Annotated in this window: 17 protein-coding genes and 1 other RNA gene; 16 read left to right on the top strand and 2 right to left on the bottom strand. The window is 33.3% G+C overall.

Translation table 11 applies throughout. From position 1 onward, the window contains the following. Window positions 1–8: 8 nt before the first annotated feature. The 8 genes from D9V42_RS00640 to D9V42_RS00605 all read left to right on the top strand — a co-directional run bounded on the left by D9V42_RS00640 (window position 9) and on the right by D9V42_RS00605 (window position 9,030). Window positions 9–527 carry an adenine phosphoribosyltransferase gene (locus D9V42_RS00640; protein WP_107530505.1) on the top strand — a complete coding sequence of 173 codons (519 nt, stop codon included), beginning with the start codon at window positions 9–11 and terminating at the stop codon, window positions 525–527. Between the two features lie 419 nt (window positions 528–946). Next, complete coding sequence (locus D9V42_RS00635; protein ID WP_122062455.1) at window positions 947–3,136, top strand: RelA/SpoT family protein; 2,190 nt, start codon at window positions 947–949, stop codon at window positions 3,134–3,136. 12 nt (window positions 3,137–3,148) lie between these two features. Beyond that, on the top strand, window positions 3,149–3,601 hold the full coding sequence (dtd, locus tag D9V42_RS00630; protein WP_107530503.1) for a D-aminoacyl-tRNA deacylase: 453 nt from the start codon (window positions 3,149–3,151) through the stop codon (window positions 3,599–3,601). Next, entirely contained in the window at window positions 3,598–4,473 is an 876-nt protein-coding gene (locus D9V42_RS00625) for an N-acetylmuramoyl-L-alanine amidase family protein (RefSeq protein WP_122062453.1), read from the top strand. The genes dtd and D9V42_RS00625 overlap by 4 nt, the downstream gene beginning before the upstream one ends. A gap of 325 nt (window positions 4,474–4,798) precedes the next feature. Next, on the top strand, window positions 4,799–6,061 hold the full coding sequence (hisS, locus tag D9V42_RS00620) for a histidine--tRNA ligase (RefSeq protein WP_122062451.1): 1,263 nt from the start codon (window positions 4,799–4,801) through the stop codon (window positions 6,059–6,061). A gap of 12 nt (window positions 6,062–6,073) precedes the next feature. Continuing rightward, window positions 6,074–7,840 (top strand): aspartate--tRNA ligase, encoded by a 1,767-nt coding sequence (aspS, locus tag D9V42_RS00615; RefSeq protein WP_107555759.1) that lies wholly within the window; start codon window positions 6,074–6,076, stop codon window positions 7,838–7,840. A gap of 64 nt (window positions 7,841–7,904) precedes the next feature. Next, a non-coding RNA gene (gene ssrS, locus D9V42_RS00610) (6S RNA) lies at window positions 7,905–8,095 on the top strand. 164 nt (window positions 8,096–8,259) lie between these two features. Continuing rightward, window positions 8,260–9,030: a tRNA threonylcarbamoyladenosine dehydratase gene (locus D9V42_RS00605; RefSeq protein ID WP_039068301.1), complete on the top strand. Its 771-nt coding sequence runs from the start codon at window positions 8,260–8,262 to the stop codon at window positions 9,028–9,030. Window positions 9,031–9,133: 103 nt separating this feature from the next. On the opposite strand, the gene D9V42_RS00600 is transcribed toward D9V42_RS00605, so the two are convergent. Beyond that, window positions 9,134–10,408: a replication-associated recombination protein A gene (locus D9V42_RS00600; RefSeq protein ID WP_167456073.1), complete on the bottom strand. Its 1,275-nt coding sequence runs from the start codon at window positions 10,406–10,408 to the stop codon at window positions 9,134–9,136. Window positions 10,409–10,494: 86 nt separating this feature from the next. On the opposite strand from D9V42_RS00600, the gene cymR reads away from it, so the two are divergent. The 3 genes from cymR to D9V42_RS15215 all read left to right on the top strand — a co-directional run bounded on the left by cymR (window position 10,495) and on the right by D9V42_RS15215 (window position 11,432). Then, entirely contained in the window at window positions 10,495–10,914 is a 420-nt protein-coding gene (gene cymR, locus D9V42_RS00595; RefSeq protein ID WP_017724657.1) for a cysteine metabolism transcriptional regulator CymR, read from the top strand. A gap of 132 nt (window positions 10,915–11,046) precedes the next feature. Beyond that, window positions 11,047–11,229, top strand: coding sequence for a CsbD family protein (locus D9V42_RS00590; RefSeq protein ID WP_122062449.1), 183 nt, complete (start codon window positions 11,047–11,049; stop codon window positions 11,227–11,229). A 35-nt stretch (window positions 11,230–11,264) separates the two neighbouring features. After that, window positions 11,265–11,432 (top strand): hypothetical protein, encoded by a 168-nt coding sequence (locus D9V42_RS15215; protein ID WP_167456072.1) that lies wholly within the window; start codon window positions 11,265–11,267, stop codon window positions 11,430–11,432. A 386-nt stretch (window positions 11,433–11,818) separates the two neighbouring features. Here the strand turns inward: D9V42_RS15215 and D9V42_RS00585 are convergent, their stop codons facing one another. After that, window positions 11,819–12,817, bottom strand: coding sequence for an LLM class flavin-dependent oxidoreductase (locus tag D9V42_RS00585; protein WP_122062447.1), 999 nt, complete (start codon window positions 12,815–12,817; stop codon window positions 11,819–11,821). A 288-nt stretch (window positions 12,818–13,105) separates the two neighbouring features. Here D9V42_RS00585 and sal point away from each other — a divergent pair, with 288 nt between their 5' ends. The 5 genes from sal to recD2 all read left to right on the top strand — a co-directional run bounded on the left by sal (window position 13,106) and on the right by recD2 (window position 20,248). Next, a complete protein-coding gene (gene sal / locus D9V42_RS00580; protein WP_122062445.1) occupies window positions 13,106–14,737 on the top strand; it encodes a Sal family ABC-F type ribosomal protection protein in 1,632 nt (543 codons plus the stop codon). A gap of 60 nt (window positions 14,738–14,797) precedes the next feature. Next, complete coding sequence (locus tag D9V42_RS00575) at window positions 14,798–15,943, top strand: cysteine desulfurase family protein (RefSeq protein WP_122062443.1); 1,146 nt, start codon at window positions 14,798–14,800, stop codon at window positions 15,941–15,943. Further along, entirely contained in the window at window positions 15,944–17,056 is a 1,113-nt protein-coding gene (gene mnmA / locus D9V42_RS00570; RefSeq protein ID WP_122062441.1) for a tRNA 2-thiouridine(34) synthase MnmA, read from the top strand. Window positions 17,057–17,191: 135 nt separating this feature from the next. Then, the gene (locus D9V42_RS00565; protein ID WP_107555753.1) at window positions 17,192–17,857 is read left to right on the top strand and encodes a tetratricopeptide repeat protein; all 666 of its coding nucleotides are present in this window, start codon (window positions 17,192–17,194) and stop codon (window positions 17,855–17,857) included. Window positions 17,858–17,860: 3 nt separating this feature from the next. Then, a complete protein-coding gene (recD2, locus tag D9V42_RS00560; RefSeq protein WP_122062439.1) occupies window positions 17,861–20,248 on the top strand; it encodes an SF1B family DNA helicase RecD2 in 2,388 nt (795 codons plus the stop codon). The last annotated feature ends 15 nt before the right edge of the window (window positions 20,249–20,263 follow it).

Here is a 20,263-nt window from a genome sequence, read left to right as displayed (position 1 = left end):
AAGTTTGAATGGATTTAAAACAATATGTGTCTGAGGTTGAAGATTGGCCAAAACCAGGCGTTAATTTTAAAGATATAACAACGATTATGGATAATGGTGAGGCATATGGTTATGCTACTGATCAAATCGTGGCATACGCAAAAGACAGAGATGTTGATGTTATCGTTGGACCAGAAGCACGTGGTTTTATCATTGGTTGTCCAGTAGCTTATTCAATGGGGATAGGTTTTGCTCCAGTAAGAAAAGAAGGTAAATTACCAAGAGAAGTAATTCGTTATGAATATGATTTGGAATATGGAACAAACGTACTTACAATGCATAAAGATGCGATTAAACCAGGTCAACGTGTATTGATTACGGATGATTTACTTGCGACAGGTGGAACAATAGAAGCGGCTATTAAACTAATAGAACAATTGGGTGGCATTGTGGTAGGTATTGCATTTATTATTGAACTTAAATATTTAAATGGCATAGAAAAAATCAGAGACTACGATGTTATGAGTTTAATCTCATATGATGAATAATCAGCACAATTAAGTTAAAGGCTTGAATTACCAACATTGCTTAAAAATAAAAGTGCATCTTCATTTTCTAAATGAGGGTGTATTTTTTTAGTTTAATCGCACTAAACAAAATGAGCGCTATAGTATTATTTGACTGTGATTAAATTAGAGCTAAGGCTAATAGTACGAGAGGGTTTGCTATATGTAATAAGTGACGTGAGGCATTAATTATTCCAGAAAATAAATCATATTTTACTATTAGTATCGCATACTCATTTATTTATTTATTAACATGTAGTATTATATAACTATTATACATAATTTGGCCGAATAACGTTAAAATACGTTACAATCATAATTAAACAAAAATTAATTGAAGCTAACGAAATATAATACTGGGTATCTAATAGCGATTAATATTTAGTATAGGGGTGTCTTAAGTGAACAATGAATATCCATATAGTGCCGATGAAGTACTATCCAAAGCAAAATCATATTTATCTAAGGAAGAGTATGAATATGTGTTGAAAAGTTACCACATAGCCTATGAGGCACATGAAGGCCAATTTAGAAAGAATGGTTTGCCGTATATTATGCATCCAATTCAAGTTGCGGGCATTTTGACTGAAATGCATTTAGATGGTCCAACCATTGTTGCAGGGTTTTTACACGATGTTATAGAAGATACACCTTATACATTTGATGATGTGAAGGGCATGTTTAATGAAGAAATTGCAGTTATCGTTGAGGGTGTAACTAAATTAAAAAAAGTGAAGTATCGTTCAAAAGAAGAACAACAAGCAGAAAATCATAGAAAATTATTTATAGCGATTGCTAAAGATGTGCGGGTAATCTTAGTCAAATTAGCAGACCGCTTACATAACATGAGAACATTGAAAGCAATGCCTAGAGAAAAGCAAATTCGAATTTCAAAAGAAACACTTGAAATTTATGCGCCATTGGCACATAGATTAGGTATTAACACTATTAAATGGGAATTGGAAGATACTGCGCTAAGATATACAGATTCTGTTCAATATTTCAGAATAGTAAATCTTATGAAGAAGAAACGTAGCGAACGAGAAGAATACATTCAAAATGCTATTAACCAAATACAAAATGATTTGTCCAATATGCATATTATTGGGGACATAAACGGGCGTCCCAAGCACATTTATAGCATTTATAGAAAAATGGTTAAACAGAAAAAACAATTCGATCAAATCTTTGATTTATTAGCAATTAGAGTGATTGTTAATTCCATTAACGATTGCTATGCTGTTTTAGGCCTTGTTCATACATTGTGGAAACCGATGCCTGGAAGATTTAAAGACTATATTGCCATGCCGAAACAAAATATGTATCAATCCTTACATACTACTGTAGTAGGACCAAATGGTGATCCACTAGAAATTCAAATTAGAACTTATGAAATGCACGAGATAGCAGAGCACGGTGTAGCAGCGCACTGGGCGTATAAAGAGGGCAAAAAAGTTACCGAAAAATCTCAAAGTTTCAATAAAAAATTAAATTGGATCAAAGAGTTAGCTGAAACTGATAATACTACTTCTGATGCAGAAGAATTTATGGAAACGCTAAAATTCGACTTACAAAGTGATAAAGTTTATGCTTTTACACCTGAAAGTGATGTCATTGAATTACCATATGGTGCAGTGCCAATTGATTTTGCTTATGCAGTTCACAGTGAAGTTGGTAATAAAATGATTGGATCAAAAGTAAATAGCAAAATTGAACCAATCGACTATGTGTTACAAACAGGAGATATTGTTGAAATAAGAACAAGTAAACATTCATATGGCCCTAGTCGTGATTGGTTGAAAATAGTAAAATCATCAAGTGCTAAGAGTAAAATTAGAAGTTTCTTCAAAAAACAAGACCGTTCTTCAAACATTGAAAAAGGTAAATTTATGGTTGAGGCTGAAATTAAAGATCAAGGCTTTAGAGTGGATGCAGTTTTAACAGATGAAAATATCGAAATTGTCAACAATAAATACAATTTTGCTAATGAAGATGATTTGTTTGCAGCAGTAGGTTTTGGTGGCGTGACAGCATTGCAAATTGTTAATAAACTGACTGAAAAACAACGTATTTTAGATAAACAAAAAGCATTAAATGAAGCTCAAGAGATAACTAAATCAGTACCTATCAAAGAGGATATAACGACTGATAGTGGTGTTTATGTTGAAGGTATTGAAAATGTTTTAATTAGATTATCAAAATGTTGTAATCCAATCCCTGGTGATGATATTGTAGGATATATCACAAAAGGCCATGGTATAAAAGTGCATCGCACAGATTGTCCAAATATAAAAAATGAAAATGAACGTCTGATTCATGTAGAGTGGGTACGTTCTAAAGATTCAACCCAACGTTATCAAGTGGATTTAGAAGTTTCTGCATATGATCGAAACGGTTTACTTAATGAAGTGTTGCAAGCAGTTAATTCAACACAAAGTAATTTAGTAAAAGTATCTGGACGCTCTGATATCGATAAGAATGCAGTGATAAATATTAGTGTAATGGTTAAAAATGTGAATGAAGTATATCAAGTTGTAGATAAAATCAAGCAACTTGGAGATGTATATACTGTAACAAGAGTTTGGAATTAGAGGTGTAACTAAATGAGAATAGTAGTCCAGAGAGTCAAAGAAGCATCAGTTTCAAATGATTCTATTGAAAACAAAATAAATAAAGGCTACTGTTTGCTTGTGGGTGTTGGTAAAACTTCAACAGAAGCAGATATAGCTACATTAGCTAAAAAAATCCTCAATGCAAGATTATTTGAGGATGAGGATGGAAAGTTAAACTTAAACCTTCAACAAATTGGTGGAGAGATTTTATCTATTTCTCAATTTACACTTTATGCAGATGTTAGAAAAGGTAATAGACCTGGGTTTACCCAATCCATGCCCCCAGAACGTGCTAATGAATTATATGAAAAATTAAATGCAACACTCCGTTCTTATGGAATAAATGTGTTGACAGGTGAATTTGGAACAGACATGTTAGTTAATATTGCCAATGATGGACCTGTAACAATTATTTATGAAAGTCAGGATGGCAAAATTATATGAAAAAAATCAATACTTGGCTAGAAAAAAATAAACTTAAAAATTTCCCCGCGCTAATTGTCATTGTAACATTTGTTGTCTTTATCATTATGATCATCTCTTTCTTAAATCATAATGATGAGAATAGTAGTAGTATCTATGTTACTGAAGATGCTGAACTAAGAACTGGTCCAAGCTCGGCCTATCCAGTTATTAATAACATCGATAAAGGGCAAAACTTCCAAAAAATAGGTAAGACAGGTAAGTGGATAGAAGTAGAATCTTCTAACAAGAAAGAAAAAGGTTGGGTAGCAGGATGGCATACGAATTTAGATATTGAAGCAGATGCTAACCATAATGCCAAACCTTTAAAAGATAAAACGATAGTACTTGATCCTGGTCACGGTGGTAGTGACCAGGGAGCATCAAGTAATACAAATAAAAAAAGTATCGAAAAAGTATACACTTTAAAAACTGCTAAAGAACTAAAATCACTTTTGGAAAAAGAAGGTGCTACAGTTAACATGACTCGTGAAAGCGATGAATACGTTAGTCTTGATGAGCGAAACATAAAAGGTGATGCTTATATTAGTATACATAATGATTCATTAAAGTCATCTAAAGCAAACGGCAGCACAGTTTATTGGTTCAAAGATAATCAAAAGGCATTAGCCGAAACATTAAATGCTAGTTTGCAAAAAAGAGCATTACTGACAAATAAAGGTGCTAGACAGGAAAATTTCCAAGTATTGAGACAGACAGATGTACCAGCTGTATTATTAGAATTAGGTTATATTAGTAATCCTACTGATGAAGATATGATTACGGATCAATTGCACAGACATATACTTGAAAAAGCAGTTGTCGATGGCTTGCGTGCATATTTTTCAGAATAAAAAGGTTGCATAATTCTCATAAACTGGTTATTATTAAATATGAATTCTATATTAAAACCGATATGATTCTTGAATTTTCTTTACGAAATGGTAGCAAATATGCGAAGAGACATAATTCCTGGCTGAAAAATTATGCATAGTAGTTTTGAGAAATTGAACACAAGAACAGGTGCTTTGATAAAAGCCGTTTAGCGAGCGTTATTCGTATGAAGTGGATTATAAACCTAACGTTTATAATCAATTAGGGTGGCAACACGGAAATTCGTCCCTTGTATGACTTATTAGTCATGCAAGGGTTTTTTTATTGCATAAAAGGAGAGATTCTATGATAAATATACCTAGAGGGACGCAAGATATTTTACCAGACGAAACAAAAAGATGGCGTTATATTGAATCAAGATTAGATGAGTTAATGGAAGTTTATAATTATCAAGAAATTCGTACACCAATTTTTGAAAGTACGGAATTATTTGCACGTGGTGTAGGTGATTCGACAGATGTGGTCCAGAAGGAAATGTATACGTTTAAAGATAAAGGAGATCGTAGTATTACGCTACGCCCAGAAGGCACAGCAGCGGTAGTACGTTCTTATATTGAAAATAAGATGCAAGGTTTGCCTAATCAACCAATTAAATTATATTACAATGGGCCAATGTTTAGATATGAACGTAAACAAAAAGGGCGTTATCGTCAATTTACACAATTTGGTGTTGAAGCCATTGGTGCTGAAGATCCAGGTATAGATGCTGAAATTTTAGCGATGGCTATGCACATTTATCAATCATTTGGATTGAAGCATTTAAAATTAGTGATTAATAGTATCGGTGACATTGAATCACGTCGCGAATATAATGATGCACTAGTTAGACATTTTGAACCTGTAATTGATGATTTCTGTAATGACTGTAAGGCACGTTTACACACAAATCCAATGAGAATATTAGATTGTAAAGTTGATAAGGACAAAGAAGCTATTAAAACTGCTCCTAGAATCACTGAATTTTTAAATGAACAATCTCAAAAATATTATGCTGATGTTAAGCAACATTTAGATGATTTAGGTGTACCTTATGTAGAAGACCCTAACTTGGTTCGAGGTTTAGATTATTATACGCATACAGCATTTGAATTAATGATTGATAACCCAAATTATGATGGTGCGATTACAACATTATGTGGTGGTGGTCGCTACAATGGTTTACTAGAATTGTTAGATGGACCAAGTCAAACGGGTATTGGATTTGCGTTAAGTATAGAAAGGTTATTATTAGCTTTAGACGAGGAACAAATCGAACTTGATGTTGATCATGATTTTGATTTATTTATCGTAACTATGGGTGAAGAAGCAGATCGTTATGCTGTCAAATTACTTAATGATCTACGTAGAAACGGTATTAAAGCCGACAAAGATTATTTACAACGTAAAGTAAAAGGGCAAATGAAGCAAGCCGATAGATTAAAAGCAAATTATACTATTGTTATAGGTGAGCAAGAATTAGAAGATAATAAAATAAATGTTAAAAATATGCAATCAGGTGAAAGTGAAACTATTAATTTAGATGCAATTATAAATTATTTTAAAAACTAAGGAGAAGATATCATGAGTAAGCGCACAACATACTGTGGTTTAGTAACTGAATCATTATTAGACCAAGAAGTAATATTAAAAGGTTGGGTACACAACCGTAGAGACTTAGGCGGTCTGATTTTTGTGGATCTAAGAGACCGTGAAGGATATGTACAAGTCGTATTTAATCCTGATTTTTCTGAAGAAGCATTAAAAATAGCTGAGACAGTGAGATCTGAATATGTAGTTCAAGTTAAAGGTATCGTCAAGAAACGTGATCCTCAAACAGTGAACCCGAAAATTGCTACAGGTCAGGTAGAAGTACAAGTTTCAGATATTGAAATTATAAACAAAGCAGAAACACCTCCATTTGCATTGAATGAAGAGAATCAAAACGTTGATGAAAATATCAGATTAAAATATAGATATCTAGATTTAAGACGTCAAGAATTAGCGCAAACATTTAAAATGAGACACCAAACTACACGTTCAATCAGACAATACTTAGACAAAGAGGGCTTTTTCGATATTGAAACTCCTGTACTAACTAAATCAACACCTGAAGGGGCGCGTGACTATCTAGTACCTTCACGTGTACATGACGGTGAATTCTATGCATTACCACAATCACCACAACTATTTAAACAATTATTAATGATTGGCGGTTTCGATAAATATTATCAAATCGTAAAATGTTTCCGTGATGAAGACTTACGTGCTGATCGTCAACCTGAATTTACACAAGTTGATATTGAAATGAGTTTTGTAGATCAAGAAGACGTTATGGAAATGGGAGAAGAAATGCTCCAAAATGTAGTGAAAGATGTAAAAGATGTCGAAGTTCCAAGACCTTTCCCTAGAATGACATATGATGAAGCAATGCAACGCTTTGGTTCAGATAAACCAGACACACGTTTCGGTATGGAATTGATAGACGTATCAGAATTAGGAGAAATCATGGATTTCAAAGTGTTTAAAGATGCTGTGACTAATAATGGCCAAGTTAAAGCGATAGTTGCAAAAGGTGCGTCAGATCAATATACGAGAAAAGATATTGATGGTTTAACTGAATTTGTAAATATTTATGGTGCTAAAGGTTTAGCATGGGTAAAAGTCGTTGATGAAGGTGTGAACGGTCCAATTGCTAAATTCTTTGAAGCAGACCACGTTGCTAAACTACAAACATTAACTGAAGCAGAGCCAGGTGACTTAGTTTTATTTGTAGCGGATAAACCAAGTGTTGTTGCACAAAGTTTAGGTGCATTACGTCTTAAGTTAGCTAGAGAGTTAGATTTAATTGATGAATCTAAATTAAACTTCCTATGGGTAACAGATTGGCCGCTACTAGAATATGATGAAGACTTAAAACGTTATACTGCAGCTCACCACCCATTCACTGCACCAAAACAAGAAGATATCGCTAAATTAGATACTGAACCTGAAAATGCACAAGCTAACGCTTATGATATTGTATTAAATGGTTATGAATTAGGTGGCGGATCTATCAGAATTCATAATGGTGATTTACAATCTAAAATGTTTGAAGTATTAGGCTTTACTGAGGAACAGACGCAAGAACAATTTGGTTTCTTGCTAGATGCATTCAAATATGGTGCGCCACCACATGGCGGTATCGCGCTTGGATTAGACCGTCTAGTAATGTTATTAACAGGTCGTACAAACTTACGTGATACAATTGCATTTCCTAAAACGGCTTCAGCTACATGTTTATTAACAAATGCACCAAGCGAAGTATCTGAAAGCCAATTAGAAGAATTGTCATTACGTATTAGACATTAATTTTTGTTATAAGCTTTTATTCTTGCTAATTTCAAATATTGTGTTATTATTAATCCCATAAGATAGTCATCTGTAGTGTTCGTATGTTTGCTTTATATTTGGGCCTAACACTCTTTGATCCGGGAGCCCAATGGGTTTTCTTGCAGCGCACACGCCTCATTAGGAGGACTTGCAAAACAAGAAACAGGGCACCCACCTGTTTTAAGCAGGCCGAATGATCAAGCATTTTATAACTACGGCACTTATGGACTCTATCGGTACGCAAGACTTCGGTCTTGCGTATTTTTTTGATATAAAATACAAAACTTGATATTTTTAATTAAATTGAAATAAAATAAATATATTAAATTCAATAAGAGAAAAAAGAACTTCAAATGTAAAAATTATATTTAATTGCTCTTATTATTAAGGAGAATGGCATGAAACATCAATTTTCAAGAAATGAATTGGCTTATGGCCAAGAAGGTTTAGAATTATTAAAACAAAAAACTGTGGTGATTTTAGGCGTTGGAGGTGTTGGTTCATTTGCTGCCGAAGCTCTAGCGCGTACTAATATCGGACATATCATTTTAATAGACAAAGACGATGTTGACATCACTAATGTGAATCGTCAATTACATGCATTAACAACTACAGTTGGACAAAGTAAAGTTACTTTGATGGAAGAACGTATTAAGTTGATTAATCCTGAATGTAAGGTAACTTCATTACATATGTTTTATACAGAAGAAACATACGAAGCTTTGTTCAATAATTATGATATTGACTACTTTGTTGATGCAAGTGATACTATTATGTATAAAGTGCATTTAATGAAAGAATGCTTGGAAAGAGGCATATCTGTTATTTCCAGTATGGGTGCTGCAAATAAAACAGATCCAACACGATTTAAGATTGCTGATATCTCTGAAACGTATATGGATCCAATGGCTAAAATTATTCGTCGTAAATTGAAAAAACTTGGCATATATAAAGGCATACCTGTCGTGTTTTCAGATGAAAGTCCCATAGTAATAAGAGAAGATGTTAAAGATACTGTAGGTGACGCAAACGCACCCACGAGAAAAGGGCAAATCCCACCATCTTCTAATGCATTTGTCCCAAGTGTAGTTGGTTTGATTAGCGCCAGCTATGTTGTTAATGATATTTTAAAAGATATACCTGTTTCACGTATTAAAGATAAAATATAAAGTCATATTTAGTATGTAGTTATCCAATATTATATATATATAAAACAGAGGTTGAGATGCAATAATCTCAACCTCTGTTTTTCTAATTTAAATCTAGAATTTTTTATTTTTGTTGCGCTTGGGTGATGTTTTCATAAACTGATTTGAATTGTTGCTCACTTTTAGAAGTCGTTTTCGGTTCATAATAAATTTTACTTTTTAATTTATCAGGTAGATATTGTTGAGGAATAAATCCACTGTCATAACTGTGAGGATACTTATAACCAATAGCACGTCCTAGTTCTTTAGCGCCAGCATAATGTCCATCTTTTAAATGATCAGGAATTTGTCCTATATGACCTTTGCGTATATCAGAAAGGGCAGCGTCAATAGCAGCAATGCCAGAGTTAGACTTAGGTGATAAGCAGAGTTCAATAACAGCCTGACTTAAGGGTATTCTAGCTTCTGGAAAGCCTAAACGCTCAGCTGATTCGATAGCAGCTAATGTGCGTTGTCCCGCGCTAGGAGAGGCGAGGCCAACATCCTCATAACTTATTACTAACAATCTCCTAACGATTGTTGGTAAGTCGCCTGCTTCAATTAAGCGTGCTAAATAATGAAGTGCAGCATTTACATCACTACCGCGAATTGATTTTTGAAACGCACTCATCACATCATAATGCATGTCGCCATCTTTATCACTTACAAAAGCTCCTTTTTGTAGACAATCTTTAGCATCTTGTAAGGTGATGTGACATTGGTTATCTGTTGTATCTGAACTTAAAACTGCTAATTCTAATGCATTTAAAGCACTTCTAACGTCACCTTGACTTTGAGTTGTAAAATAGGCCATCGCGTCTTCGTCCACTATAGGATTATAACTTGCTAGGCCACGTTCTTCGTCATTTAGAGCTCTATTCAATGAAGCTTTGATGTCATCTTCATCTAATGGATAAAGTTCAAATATTTGAGCTCTTGAACGAATGGCAGGGTTTATTGCGTGATATGGATTTGATGTCGTAGCCCCAATAAGCACAATTTTTCCATTTTCCAAATGTGGTAATAGAAAATCTTGTTTAGCTTTATCTAAACGATGGATTTCATCTAATAATAAAATAACTTGCCCAGACATTTTGGCTTCTTCAACTATAAGTTGCATGTCTTTTTTTGTATTTGTAACTGCATTTAATTGACGGAATTTAAACTGAGTACTTCCTGATATAGCTTTAGCAATACTTGTTTTACCGATACCAGGTGGTCCATAAAAAATCATTGAGGATAATCTTTTGGTTTCTACCATCCTTTTGATAATGCCTTTTGGACCAACTAAATGCTCTTGAGATATAATCTCATCAATGTTGATTGGTCGCATTCTTGAAGCTAGTGGTTCGTTTGACACAATGTTTCACACCTTTCTAATTCTATATTAACGTAAAAAGTGATAGAATGTTATTATATAGTATTCGAATTAAGTGAGGTAATATAATGAAAATTTCAACTAAAGGAAGATATGGGTTAACACTAATGATATCTCTTGCTAAAAAAGAAGGTCAAGGGTGTGTGTCTTTAAAATCTATTGCGGAAGAAAATAATTTGAGCGATCTGTATTTAGAGCAATTAGTCGGTCCATTGAGAAATGCCGGGTTAATTCGAAGTGTTCGTGGTGCAAAAGGTGGTTACCAGTTAAGAGTACCATCTGAAGAGATAACAGCGGGTGACATTATTCGTTTATTAGAAGGTCCAATCACATTCGTTGAAAGTATTGATTCAGAACCACCTGCTCAAAAACAACTTTGGATTAGAATGAGAGACGCAGTAAGAGATGTGCTAGATAATACATCATTAAAATATTTAGCAGAGTATAAAGATACAAATAATCTAGATGGGTACATGTTCTATATCTAAATTATACAGAAATATCATTTTATATTAATGATATAACAATTTTGAAAAATATTTATTAATCTATGTTTGAGATGTTTATTTATTAAAATTAGTGGTATGTACAATATATACATCATTAAGGAGGTAATTTACATGGCAGACGAAAACAAAGTAGAACAAGCAAAAGGTAATGTGAAAGAAACATTAGGTAACGTTACTGACAATAAAGAACTAGAAAACGAAGGTAAAGAAGATAAAACTTCTGGTAAAGCTAAAAAATTTGTAGAAAATGCAAAAGATAAAGCTAATGATGTTATCGATAAATTTAAAAAATAATCTATAATTTATGACTATTAAAGGAGAGATTTTAAATGGCTGAAAACTTTTTAGATAAAGCAAAAGAAACTGCAAAAAATGTATCAGATAAATTAAAAGATACAGACAATGAAAAAGCAAAACAAGCATCTGAACAAATCGATAAATTCACTGGCGGCAGTGATAACGATAAAAAAGATGACAAAAAAGACGATAAAAAATAATGTTTGTTGTAAACAAATAGGATAATGAAGAGGGGGTAAGACATAATGATGTCTTGCTCCTTTTTATTTGCAATTAAAAACTATGATAAATAATGCCTACTAAACATCGGATAAAAACTAGACATAAGCTTTCCACTGTTTAGTAGGCATTAATTTTTGTGATAGGTTGTGACAATATGTGAAGGACAATAATATAGCATGTGACAATCTAGTATGGAATAATCGCAAGTTTATATTTTGAAATTTAACTATAATGAATTTCAAAATATAAACACTTATAAAGTAATTAAAATTTTAATCTTATATTTCGTATATTCCCTTACTTAATTACTGTTTGGATGAATATTAAACATTGAATTGTGAAAAGTCTTGGCTTATTTAATAAATTATATCTCTTCGACAATTGTTTTTAGTTTTTTATAAGAATCTAGCTGTGCGTCTTGATCATAAATATAACTAATCGCCATCAGTTCATCTATTTCACCGTGTTCTTTGATAAAGTCTTGAATTTTAGCTTTAACTGTCTCTTTAGATCCGATTAAGGATTGTTGCATTCTTTGTTTTGCAATTTCATATTCTGTAGGCGTTAAGAGCCCTTTTAAATCATCAGTTGGTGGTTGTACAGGTTGCATTCTGCCTCTAGTGATGCTCACCATTACTTGTGCTTGCGTAGTTGCTAAGTATTCAGCTTGTTCATCTGTATCTGCAACAACTGCATTAAGGCAAACAATAACATAAGGTTTGTCTAGTACGTCAGATGGCTCAAATAGTTCATTGTATATTTGTATCGCATCTTTCATTTGTTGCGGTGCAAAGTGGCCAGCAAAGACATAAGGTAGGCCTTTACGTGCGGCTAAATGTGCTGAATCTGTAGAAGAACCAAGTATATAAAGTGGTACTTGCTTATTAACAGCTGGATAGGCACGTACATATCCTTGCTGATTAGCTGGGCCAAAGTAAGTTGAAAGTTGTTCAACTTCTTCTGGAAATTCATAAACACCGTTATGTTGATCTCTACGTAAAGCGCTAGCAGTCATCATGTCTGTGCCTGGCGCACGTCCTAATCCAAGGTCTACACGGTTTGGGAAAACAGTTTCCATTGTTCCAAATTGTTCTGCAACAACTAATGGTGCATGATTTGGTAACATAATACCACCAGAACCGACACGTATTTTTGAAGTGTGTTCTAGTGTGTGCTGAATTAATAATGCAGTTGCCGAACTAACTAGATTAGGAGCGTTGTGGTGTTCAGCTATCCAATAACGTTCGAATTCAAGTGCTTCTAAATCTTGCGCAAGTTTAACCATATCTTTGATTGCTGCTTGATCATCTTGACCTTCGCGGATTGGTACTAAGTTAAGCGCAGATAATTTTAAATTGTTCATTTTATATCGTAATCCTCCTTGAGCTTGTTAATACAAAGTAGTATAACAGGCGATTTAAAACTTGCGTAAGAAATTGCTCATTGTTATACTTATACAAAATTAAAACGTTAGGTGGCTTAATTAAGACAATGGATAAATCTCATAAGAAATATACAAACCAATTAAATATAAATAAAAGTTATGGGATATGACCCTGTCTAAATTACGTGAAAATACTTAAGCAACCACATACAAAGTAATATATAACACGGTAAAGATATGTCATGTCCTAAAAGTGGAGGTATTGATATGTCTTTTTATTATGAACAAAAACCATTTGAACAGTATGGACGAATACTGATTGATAAGGTGCTAATTGAGATAGAAGAAGGGGAACATGTTGCATTTTTAGGGGACAATGGTGTTGGAAAATCAACACTCTTGCATGCGCTTAAGGATACTTATAAAGAAAGTGCATATTTAATGGAACAAGATATGACTGATTATTATGAGATGTCAGCAATGGATTTTATCCTATTTCTAAAACCACAATTAGCTCAATTGAAAAAAGAAATACGATATAATTATGAAAAAATAAGTGATTACGTTGCATTGGAAGGCTATGAATTTGAACAAGAAATCATTACGCAAGCAAAATTATTTGATTTAACGGAAATCGACTTAGATAAAAAAGTTGAGTCGCTTAGCGGAGGACAGCAAACACGTGTAGCGATATTAAAAGCATTCTTATCAAAAAAATCGTTAATATTACTTGATGAACCTACTAATCATCTTGATATGACAATGCTAGATAATTTGATAACGAATATAAATAGATCTAAACAGACTATCGTTTTTGTGTCTCATCACAGAGGTTTCATCAATCAAACGGCATCACACATTTATCAAATAACGCGTAACGGAACGAGAAAATTTCAAGGTAATTATGATCATTATAAACAAGTTGTAGATTTGGCTCATCAATCACAAGTCAACGCTTATGAAAAACAACAAAAAGAAATCAAAGCACTTGAAGCGACTATTAGACGGGTGAATGAATGGCACTCAGCTTCACAAAAATCAACTAGTGTGCGCGATCCAATACAACAAAAAAGATTAAGTAAATTAGCTCAAAAAGCTAAAGTAAAGGAATCACAACTAAAACAAAAGATTAATGAAAAACAAATTGAAGCGCCCGAAAATGATAATAGGGATTTTCATTTTAATGAGCAAACGCGTTTACGAAAGCGCAGCTTAATTAGATTTGAAAATGTTAGTATAACTATAAATCGACAGGAAATTTATAGGAATGCTAATTTTGAAATGAAAAATAAGGAAAATATTCTTTTAACGGGTCCGAATGGTAGTGGTAAATCATTATTTATCGCAATGATTAAACAAGACATAAAACCGGATAAAGGTGATATATATATTACACCATCGCTTAAAACGGCTAGTTTTGACCAGCAAAATAACAACTTGAACTTTAACAGCAGTCCATTAGATATGGTGATGGCATTGGACAGTGTGACTCGTAGTGAAGCGCAAACGATTTTAGCTTCTTTTGATTTTGATAAGGAAAAAATTAAGCAACCTATCGCATTTTTATCCATGGGTGAGAAAAGTAGATTGCAGTTTGTATTATTATATTTCTCCAACCCACATCTTCTTATTTTAGATGAACCAACCAATTATTTTGATATAGCTACGCAAGATTTAATATTAAAAATGATTGAAAGTTTTCAAGGTCAAGTACTTATCGTTACACATGATCAGTATTTACAATCAAAAATCACTGCTACGCACTGGCATATTAATGATAAGCGATTGCAAAATATGTCATTGAATAGTAAACAACCATCAGATATTAAAAACACTATGAAATTATTAGAGGATTTTAAAGATATTGATGAAAATGGTCATTTTGAAACAGACAACTAGAAAAATTAATTATATGGTGCTATCATTGGAACATTGATAAAAATTTAAGGAGTGTCAAGCATGGAAGTATACGCAGATTATGCTGCTACAACACCAGTTAAGCAAGAAGTAATTGATAAAATGATGGATATTTATTCTGTTCATTATGGTAATCCGTCTTCCATTCACAGTATAGGAAGAGATGCACGAAAGTATTTAGATGAAGCACGTCGTACAATTGCATCTTCTTTTAACGCAAAACTAAGTGAAGTGATTTTTACAAGCGGTGCGACAGAATCTAATAACACTGCTATTAAAGGGATGGCTTATGACCAGATGCACAGAGGAAAACATATTATCACTTCCAAAATTGAGCACCATTCTGTACTCCATGTATTTGAGCAACTAGAAAAAGAAGGTTTTGAAGTCACATATTTAGATGTTGATAAACAAGGTATAATCAACCTTCAGCAATTAGAAAATGCTATTACAGAACAGACGATTTTAGTTTCAATCATGTTTGTTAATAATGAAGTAGGTACTGTCGAACCAATGTACGATATTGAAGAAATTGTTGGTAAATCCAATGCACTGTTTCATGTTGATGCAGTACAAGCGATTGGTCATTTAGAAATAGATTTTCATGAATTTGATATTGATGCTATGAGTATTACTGCACATAAATTTGGTGGTCCTAAAGGCGTTGGCATACTACTATTAAAAGAAGGTACTTCATTAAAGTATCAACAATTAGGTGGAGAACAAGAGGCTAAACGTAGAGCTGGTACTGAAAATTTACCGCAAATTGTTGGATTAGCTGAAGCTGTTACGCTTGCAAACCAATATAGAGACGAAAACAATGTTCATTTAATGAATCTTAAAAATTTATTCTTAGTTTCATTACAAGAACGCTCAATCCCATTTGAATTAAATGGTTCTATGACAGATTCAACTGGTCACATTGTAAATTTATATTTACCATTTATAGATGTAGAAACAATGCTGACTTTATTAGATTTATCCAATATATATGTTTCATCAGGTTCAGCTTGTACTGCAGGGACTACAACACCATCACATGTATTACAAGCAATGTATGATGAAGAAGATAATCGTGCAAAACATTCAGTAAGATTTAGTTTTAATGAACAAACAACTGAACAAGAAATAAAATATATAGCTACAGAAATTCATAAAATTTATCATAAATTTAAGGAGGACGTGTAAGTGTCAAATAAAGATACACGAGTTGTTGTTGGGATGTCTGGTGGCGTAGATAGCTCCGTTACAGCACATTTGTTAAAAGAACAAGGTTATGATGTCATAGGTATATTCATGAAAAATTGGGATGATACTGATGAAAATGGCGTATGTACAGCTACTGAAGATTATAATGATGTCATCGCAGTATGCAATCAATTAGATATTCCATACTATGCAGTGAATTTTGAGAAAGAATACTGGGATAAAGTATTTACGTATTTCCTAGATGAATATAAAAAAGGACGTACGCCAAACCCTGATGTAATGTGTAATAAAGAGATTAAATTCAAAGCATTTTTAGAACACGCATTAAAACTTGGTGCTGACTATGTTGCTACAGGTCATTATGCACGTGTACATCGTCATGAGGATGGACACGTTGAAATGTTAAGAGGCGTGGATAACAATAAAGATCAAACTTATTTCTTAAATCAATTATCACAAGATCAATTATCTCGTGTAATGTTCCCAATAGGTGATATCGATAAAAAAGAAGTACGTCGTATTGCTGAAGAACAAAATTTAGCAACTGCTAAAAAGAAAGATTCAACAGGTATTTGTTTTATTGGTGAACGTAATTTCAAAGAATTTCTTTCACAATATTTACCAGCACAATCTGGAGAAATGCGAACACTACAAGGTGAAAAAATCGGTACGCATGCTGGACTAATGTATTATACAATCGGACAACGTCATGGCCTAGGTATTGGTGGAGACGGTGATCCATGGTTTGTAGTTGGTAAAAACTTAAATGATAACGTATTATATGTTGAACAAGGTTTCCACCATGAAGCATTGTACAGTGACTACTTGATTGCGTCAGATATCTCATTTGTAAATGATGTTGGCTTGGAAAACGGATTTGAATGTACTGCAAAATTCAGATACCGTCAAAAAGATACCAAAGTATTTGTACAAAGAGAGAGTGATAACGCAATTCGTGTAGTATTCGATGAACCTGTTCGTGCGATTACGCCTGGTCAATCTGTTGTACTTTATGATGGCGATGTTTGTCTTGGCGGTGCTACAATTGATGATGTTTTCAAAGAATCTGGACAATTAAGTTACGTTTTATAAACCAAAAGATGAAGTATTATTTAGAAATCGTTAGTAGACTATATAATATAGTATCTAGCGATTTCTTTTTTTGAAATTAATATTTCAAAAAAATGAGTAAATGTTATAATTAATAGTCAGAAAAGAGGGTTAAAGTTGAATCAAGAGCAAATATATAAATTAATTAAACAGGGTAATTTTGAAGAAGCACTTAAAGCATTATTTGAAAATATAGAAGCTAGTCCAAAAGAAGTTGAAAATTACATAAATGCTGGAATATTATTGGCTGAAGCGGGAGAAGTAGAAAAAGCTGAAAAATTCTTTCAAAGAGCAATCACTTTAGATCCGGAAAACGGTGCAATTTATTATAATTTAGGTAATGTATATTACAATGAAGGTCGTTTTAATGAAGCAATAAAATTATACCAACAAGCGCTGAAATTTAACGTTGATAAAGTTGATACAAATTACATGATTGGAATGTCTTTCAATCAACTAGAAGCATTTAACGAAGCTTTACCATTCCTAATGACTGCAGCGGAACAAGATGACCGTGATGATGCTGAGGTACAATTCCAATACGGGCTTGTATTATGTCATTTAGAAATGTTTGAACCAGCTATTGACCAGCTAAACCGAGTATTAGCAATTGATAATAAACATGCAGATGCGCTTTATAATTTAGGTTTAGCGACTTATATGCAAACGGAGAATACTGACGAAGCTATTCGTCACTTTGAAGCGGCTGTCGATGCCAATCCAGATCATGTCATGAGCCATCATGCTATTAAAACTTTTAAATCTATCGCAGAGGAGGAATAACTTATGGAAAACCCTACACTATTTAATAATTCAATGATTAAAGGGACCGTTGATGCGATTTTGTTTCAAAACAAAGAAAATTTTTATACGGTTTTAAAAGTTGATACGATTGAATCCAACGAAACATTCGATTCAATGCCTACAATTGTAGGGTTTTTTCCAGATATTGCAGAAGGTGACGTTTATACATTTAAAGGCCAAGTCGTTACGCATGCGAAATATGGTAAACAATTAAAGGCTGAAACATTTGAAAAAGAGTTACCACAAACGAAAGAAGCAATTATAAGTTATTTATCCAGTGACCTTTTTAAAGGAATAGGTAAAAAAACAGCACAAAGTATTGTAAATAAATTAGGTGAAAATGCAATTAGTGACATATTAAATGATCCAACTGTATTAGAACAAGTACCTAGCTTACCTAAAAAGAAACAAAAACAAATTGCTGAACAAATCGCAAGTAATCAAGAAACAGAACAAATTATTATTCGACTTCATGATTTAGGTTTTGGACCTAAGCTAGCAATGGCTATATACCAAGCATATTTAGGAGAAACGCTCAACGTGGTTGAAAACAAGCCTTATCAACTTGTATATGACGTCAAAGGTATCGGTTTTAATAAGGCGGACACATTAGCGCGTAATGTTGGCATTCAATTTAACGATGTAGAACGTCTTAAAGCAGGTTTACTTTATGTGCTAGAAGAAGAATGCATAAAACAAGGCCATACTTATTTACCAACTCATAATGTACTAGAGATGACTCAAGATATGTTATCACAACCACCAAGCGAATTAATAGAAACACAGCAACTTGAGCAAGTTTTACAGGATCTAGTAAATGACACTAAATTAATCCAGCAAGAAAATGAAGTCGCTATTCCAAGTCTGTACTATTCAGAACTGAAAAGCGTTCAAAATTTATATCGTAATTTTACTTATACAAATAAACTTAAAGAAATTGAGCAATCGGATTTACTGCTTGAAATCGGTGAAATTGAAGATCGCAATAATGTTACATATGCAGATTCACAAAGAGAAGCCTTGCAAACAGCGATTAACTCTAAAATAATGTTGCTGACAGGTGGGCCAGGTACAGGAAAAACTACTGTCATTAAAGGTATTGTCGAACTGTATGCAGAGTTGCATGGCTTATCATTAGATTATGATGATTATCAAAATGATGATTATCCAGTCGTTCTAGGTGCGCCAACTGGACGAGCATCAAAACGTTTGTCAGAGTCAACTGGTTTGGAGGCTATGACGATACATCGCCTAATAGGTTGGAATCAAGATACGCAACCAGAAGATATTTTAGATAATGAAATTTCTGCCAAACTTATCATAATTGATGAAATGTCAATGGTTGATACTTGGTTATTTCATCAATTTTTAAGTGCTGTACCAATTGATGCGCAAGTTATACTAGTAGGGGACGAAGATCAACTGCCATCTGTTGGACCAGGTCAAGTATTTAAGGATTTAATTGATTCGAAAGTAATTCCTCGTGTGAATTTAACTGAAGTTTACCGTCAACAAGATGGTTCAAGTATTATTGAATTAGCGCATAGGATGAAACTAGGTGAAGCAATTGATATTACACAACGATTTCATGATCGTAATTTTATAAACTGTACAACAGAACAGATACCCTCTGTTGTTGAAAAAGTAGTATCTAGTGCAGTGAATAAAGGTTATGATATGAGTGATATTCAAGTATTAGCTCCGATGTATAAAGGATCTGCAGGTATTAAGAAACTAAATACAGTATTGCAGGATATCTTGAATCCTAAAGAACGGGATACTCGAGAAATTGAGTTTGGTGACATTGTCTTTAGAAAAGGTGATAAGGTCTTACAACTTGTTAACCGACCAAGCGATAATATATTTAATGGTGATATTGGCGTTATTGTAGGTATCTTCTGGGCTAAAGAAAATGCGTTAAATAAAGATGTTTTGGTAGTTGATTTTGAAGGTAATGAGATTACATTTGTTCGGCAAGATTTAATGGAATTAACACACGCTTATTGTACATCAATTCATAAGTCACAAGGTTCAGAATTTCCAATCGTTATTATGCCAATGGTTAAACAGTACTTTAGAATGCTTCAAAAACCTATATTATATACAGGTTTAACACGTGCTAAACAGTCGCTTGTGTTCTTAGGAGACCCACAAGCATTTGATATTGGCCTAAAGACGCACGGCCAAGTGAGAATGACACAATTGTGTGCTTTTCTTCAAGCATATTTTAATAATGATGAAGAAACTGAAAGTGCTGATGTTAGTAAATCCTTTGATTCAGATATTATATTGTCTGAAGAAAATATATTTAAAATAAATCCTATGATTAATATGGGAGAGTTTTCCCCATATGACTTCGTTGAAGATTGACATTGTCGTTGAAAA

Origin of the sequence: Staphylococcus pseudoxylosus, from assembly GCF_003697915.1 — a bacterium.
GTDB lineage: Bacteria > Bacillota > Bacilli > Staphylococcales > Staphylococcaceae > Staphylococcus > Staphylococcus pseudoxylosus.
The sequence above is the reverse complement of the archived record's forward strand: the minus strand, read 5'-3'. Positions and strand labels throughout refer to the sequence as shown.